Origin of the sequence: Desulfobacter latus (genome assembly GCF_013389365.1) — a bacterium.
GTDB lineage: Bacteria > Desulfobacterota > Desulfobacteria > Desulfobacterales > Desulfobacteraceae > Desulfobacter > Desulfobacter latus.
This window is the reverse complement of record NZ_JACADJ010000123.1, coordinates 1-4894: the sequence shown is the minus strand read 5'-3', so window position 1 is coordinate 4894 and position 4894 is coordinate 1. Positions and strand designations below refer to the sequence as shown.

7 protein-coding genes and 1 pseudogene are annotated in these 4894 nt (G+C 47.2%); all 8 read right to left on the bottom strand.

Features of this window, described 5'->3' with window-relative positions; all coding sequences use genetic code 11:
- Nucleotides 1-376 (bottom strand): annotated as a pseudogene (locus tag HXW94_RS18060) (hypothetical protein); the annotation flags it as partial.
- A gap of 16 nt (nt 377-392) precedes the next feature.
- The gene (locus tag HXW94_RS18055) at nt 393-914 is read right to left on the bottom strand and encodes an MBL fold metallo-hydrolase RNA specificity domain-containing protein (RefSeq protein WP_246294213.1); all 522 of its coding nucleotides are present in this window, start codon (nt 912-914) and stop codon (nt 393-395) included.
- Nucleotides 915-975: 61 nt separating this feature from the next.
- The gene (locus HXW94_RS18050) at nt 976-1362 is read right to left on the bottom strand and encodes a MarR family EPS-associated transcriptional regulator (RefSeq protein ID WP_178368288.1); all 387 of its coding nucleotides are present in this window, start codon (nt 1360-1362) and stop codon (nt 976-978) included.
- Nucleotides 1363-1591: 229 nt separating this feature from the next.
- Nucleotides 1592-2107 carry a hypothetical protein gene (locus HXW94_RS19645; RefSeq protein ID WP_246294212.1) on the bottom strand — a complete coding sequence of 172 codons (516 nt, stop codon included), beginning with the start codon at nt 2105-2107 and terminating at the stop codon, nt 1592-1594.
- 74 nt (nt 2108-2181) lie between these two features.
- Nucleotides 2182-2349 carry a hypothetical protein gene (locus HXW94_RS18035; RefSeq protein ID WP_178368287.1) on the bottom strand — a complete coding sequence of 56 codons (168 nt, stop codon included), beginning with the start codon at nt 2347-2349 and terminating at the stop codon, nt 2182-2184.
- Between the two features lie 340 nt (nt 2350-2689).
- The gene (locus HXW94_RS18030) at nt 2690-3310 is read right to left on the bottom strand and encodes a DUF4276 family protein (RefSeq protein ID WP_178368286.1); all 621 of its coding nucleotides are present in this window, start codon (nt 3308-3310) and stop codon (nt 2690-2692) included.
- On the bottom strand, nt 3310-4446 hold the full coding sequence (locus tag HXW94_RS18025; RefSeq protein ID WP_178368285.1) for an AAA family ATPase: 1137 nt from the start codon (nt 4444-4446) through the stop codon (nt 3310-3312). The genes HXW94_RS18030 and HXW94_RS18025 overlap by 1 nt, the downstream gene beginning before the upstream one ends.
- Nucleotides 4439-4693 carry a UPF0175 family protein gene (locus HXW94_RS18020; protein ID WP_178368284.1) on the bottom strand — a complete coding sequence of 85 codons (255 nt, stop codon included), beginning with the start codon at nt 4691-4693 and terminating at the stop codon, nt 4439-4441. The genes HXW94_RS18025 and HXW94_RS18020 overlap by 8 nt, the downstream gene beginning before the upstream one ends.
- Nucleotides 4694-4894 lie beyond the last annotated feature (201 nt).

Genomic DNA, 4894 nt, shown 5'->3' with positions numbered 1-4894 from the left:
GGCTCTTGTCTGAAAGCGAATGTTTTTTCGGCTCCTGGCGTACAAATTCAACGTTGATGACCTGCCCCCAGTTTTGTTCGGCCTCTGGAAATAACCAGGCCAAGGCTTCCTTCGGGAAATCTAAAAAAAGATTTTTAAAATTATGGTCGTGGGGATTCATATCCTGATTTTGTTTTATTGATGCGTTGTAATCAAACCCAAAAGTTTGCAGGGCGCGCCGGTTATCCATTGGTGTCTTACTTCTCAGTTTCTGCCACAAAAAACAAGAGATTGAGCGCCTTGTACTGTAACTTTTAGTGCCTTCCGTGTTTTCCGTGGTTAATAAACACCGGAGAGGCTGTTTTTTACATGAACCACGGAAAGCACGGAAATACACGGAATTCAGGCATCCGTCAGGAGATGGGCCTTATATTCAGTTTTCGAGCCAACGCAGCTTTGGCATGGGGGTCTCCATGCACCAGTCGAATTTCCCCCGGCGGTTCGGGCATGGCCGCCACCCAGTCGCACAGGGTCTGCTGGTCGGCGTGGGCCGAGTAGCCGGTCAGGCGGTGGATGGTGGCTTTGGAGGGGGTGCGGCCTTCCAGGATAGCCCGCCCCGGGGTGCCGGCGGCCTGGTATCCCACAAAGAACAGGTCGTTTTTCGGGTTGTCCAGGCCGTGTTTCAGGTGATTGACAATGCGGCCGCCCGTACACATGCCGGATCCGGCGATGATGATGGCCGGGCCGTTGAGGTCCAGCAGGCGCCGGTGGTCTTTGAACCGTTCCACGGCATACAGATGCTCAAATTTGATCGGGTGGTCTCCGGCGGCTTTCAGGGTTTTGGCTTCCTTGTCCCAGCAGTCGTCCACAGTATAAAGATAATTTGGCAAGCCCTGACTTTCAGTGCCTTCCGTCTCTTCCGTGGTTAATATCATATATTATACAACCGCAAAGACCGGCAAAGGCATCAACATTTTGTTTTTGTTTCCATGCCCCCTATTCCGAAGAATCAAATAATCCCTTGGTATCCATATCCTTAAGCAATTCAGGGGCATTATCAGCCAAATCCGTTGCCAGCTCCTGAATCTGAATCTTAATCCGGGTATATTCCTCCAGGCGGCGTTTTAAAAATTGAAACGTCAGTTTTAACTTTGCATCAAGGCCTGCGGGCGTGAGATGGTAGACATAAAGTATCCTGTTCTCGCTATTCCTGAAATTTCCCAGCTTAATGTAACCCTTGTCTATGAGGCCGCTCAGGCAATAGTTGACACGACCCAAGGCTATCCCCATGAGTTTACTAAGTTCGCGTTGGGAGCGTTGAGGGTTTTCAGCCAGGAGTTTTAAAAGCTGTAAACGTATAAACTCTTTATCTTTATCCGACATTAAATTGCGGGGTCCGGTTGAGGTGGAAAAAAACGTGATGATTGAGTGTAAATACGGTGAGACGACATAGCTCCGCCCTTTAGGTTACATGCATTTTTCCTGCAACCAGTTCATAATTTGAACCAATCGGGATTAAATATTTTATTCCGCCGCTGATGTCAATACTTTTTACCATAGAGAATCAACTATTGCATGAATTACGGGGACACCATACTTAATTCTCGTTTTTTTAATCAGGATGCCTAAACTGTTTGTGTGATCCTTTTTGACGGACTTCAACAAAACCCAATTTTCCAATCAAGCATTGCTCATCATGTTTACGAGAGTCTCTGCCCGTTGGCCCACCTGGCCATACCATCGAGAAGCCTTCATTTCTCCAGCAGCCCTGCCAAAAATCCTGATCTTGAACAGCCGCAATCATTTTCTTAAATTGCCGGAACCGACCAGGCCCCAGATTAAACCGCATATCCACAAGCAACAGTTGCACCGCTTCCGGAAAATGGACCACGGGAATGTCTGTGCGGCCGGCCTGTCTGAACGCGTGCCACCGGTGTACCCCGTCGATGAGGATCATCACCGTGGCGGACACATCCCCGCACGGGGAGTAGTTGACCACCCGCTGCACCCTGACCGGCGGAAACTGCGCCCCGATGGACAGGGTTTCGACATAGGCGTCCACCGTCTTCTGGCTCACAGGGGCGCGGGGATAGATGGCTTCATCCCATATCAGGTCTTCGATTTTCATCTCGGGGTCAGGCCTGCGTTATTGTAGCTATTGGGGGGTTGGGTATTGGGTGTTTGGATTAACCGGGTTGGGGATTATCTGACATAGTGCTTTGAGGCTTCTTCTATGGAACGATCATACTGTTTTACAATGTCTTTAATTCTTGAATTAATTTCATCTTGTCTTTTTTTGTACTCTTCGGTGGATGGAGAGGCTATTTTTTTTAATTTCACCTTTTTCTTCATCATGTTTTTTAGTGACATTTGTTAAAACTCCCTCAAATTATTTCTGTATGTTGTATATGGCTCTATATCAATGTAGTCCACGCTCCAGTTCAATACCCACGCTGCTGATATATTTTGACAAGAAGAACTCATGCTTTTTCTTGTATCAATTTTTTTTCCAGGTGTCCCGTTTTTTTTTCAGTACTTCGTTCTTTTAGGGGGAGAGAGGAAAAAAATATTACTAACCCGAATATTTACCCGATTTCACACTTATTTCCGATCTAACGTAGTACGCTAAGCACTTAGGCTGGTCAGCACGGGGCTCTTACAAGCCCATGCCTTTAGGCTTGGGTAGCTGACTATATAGTCTCCAGTTTGGTTAGCCATTGATGAAACCGAGGACAGGCTCGCAGGCTCGGCGTATTGCGGAGAGTCCGATTTCTTCGGCTATTATGGGGCCGTGTTCCGTTTTACTGTAAAAACCACCGAAAATTGATTCAAGCCTTTTAGAAGGCGCTGTTTTCGGGTTGTCATTAATGGATTCCGGATCCGGAAAACGATTGTTTATTTCACGCAAGGCCTTTTCTGTGGCTGAGTTCCAGCCGTCAATTACCCATTCAAACATACGGATATCGGAAAAAAGCAACGCTTCGAATTCATACATTTGAACATAAGGCACAATACGTTTTTGATTGGTATTCGGGAAACGTTCAAGGGACTTTTCCAGTATTTGCACTTCAAGTTCTTCTGCGCTCATCCCGCCTCTGTTTCTGAATCCATAGTAGTCGACCAGTGTGGTTATGGCATCTGTATTGGGGTATTCATGACACAGGTGTCTTATGATTCTGGTAACGTTCACATCTCCTCCGCCTTGTCTGCCTGGTCTGGTTTTCAGCAAAGACGGGTAAGTGGCAATGCCATATTCGCGCAGATGGGGTTCGAGGCAGGTTTTTACAAATTCTGCTTCAGTATGGCCTTCACAGATGACACAAAGCCGCATCAGCGCGGACTCCCGATGGGTTCTTTGAGCCACAGGTCGGATAACTGGTAATCATCTTCCAGCCAATGGAGGTAGGAGTCCTGATCAAGGGTGCGCAGTTGTGTAGCCCCCTCTTTGGTATCGGCGACAATAATGTTGTCCAGCTGAAAACAGTCAACCATTATGGGGGACTGGGTAGCGATAAACACCTGTCTTGCAATGGCCACTTTCTGGATCATCTGTGCGACAAGGCCAATGGCATGGGGATGGAGACCAAGCTCGGGTTCATCCAGGAAGAGTATATCGGGCAGCATGTGATCTGCCAGGTTCAGCAGGGTAATCAGGCAAAAAAGACGTAACGAGCCATCTGAGGTAAGATGAGCGCCAAAGGACTTTGCGCCATGCTTGCCGTTCCAGCGCAGTCCGATTTTGCCGTAGTCCGGCTGAAGCTCAAAGTCGCTGAAACCCGGAAGCACTCTGGCAATTTGACGGGTTATCAGTTTATACCTTTGTACCTCGTTTTGTTGCAGGCGATAAAGCACGGGTGCCAGGTTTGCGCCATCACTGCGCAAATAGGCGTTATCGGAAATGTCCCATTTCTGTTTGATGTTGGCTGCTGCCGACGTGTCATGAAATTGATAGGTAGTGCAGTTTTTCAGCAGGTTTACAATGATCCTGGCGGTTTTGTCTTCAGCTGCCTGCTGTACCATCACTGCCTCATGTGAGGGCATGGGCAGTACTGTCCAGTTTTCGTTGGTTGTGGAGAATGTGTTGCTGGAATATCGATATGCTTCATCCACCAGCAACAGGCTGTCCGGAGGGATATGTGTCAGGGAAAAGCGATAATCGTTTTTACCGGCTTCTGTTTCTATGGTAATCTGCGCTTCCAGCCGCGGGGTGCGTTTTGCCCCCATAAACAGCTGATCATCTCCACCGCCACTGCGTGCTATATATTCCTGAAGTTTCTGACTGCGAAACATCCATCCCAGCATCTCAAAAAACTTGATGAAATTGGATTTTCCTGAGCCATTGGCACCTATTAATACAGTCAACTGCGGCAGCGCCAGCTTATCGATCCGGTCAAGGCTTCGAAACCCACGAATACTGACAGAGGTAATTTTACCTGTATTGATGACTATGGATTCTGTTTCAGGCATTTTGCATATCCGACAACAGTTCTTCTTCTTCAAGGTCTATCATCGGCACGTTAAACCGGTGGAGTCCAAGCAGAAACGCAACCCTGCTGCATCCGGCCAATTCAGCGGCCATCCCTGACGAAAGCCGCTTCAGTTCAAACAGTTTGACAGCCATTGCCATTCTGGCCTCGTCCTCAAATGCCTGCTTTGTCATCTGGAGGAGATCCGGCAGATTCTGTGGATACTCGACATTAAATTGATTTTGCATATTCACCACCGGTCAAAAATCCTATTTATTTGAATCATAATATGATTTTGTTTTTTTTGAAACCGTTTTTAAAAAATAGTCGGTTGGGGTCGGACCAAGCCAAATCATTGTATTTTATAGATTTATATTTCAAAAATAGGCGTTTTCAATGCCTATATCGCCCTTTTGGGCCTCAAAATAATCGTTATACGGAATTTGAGT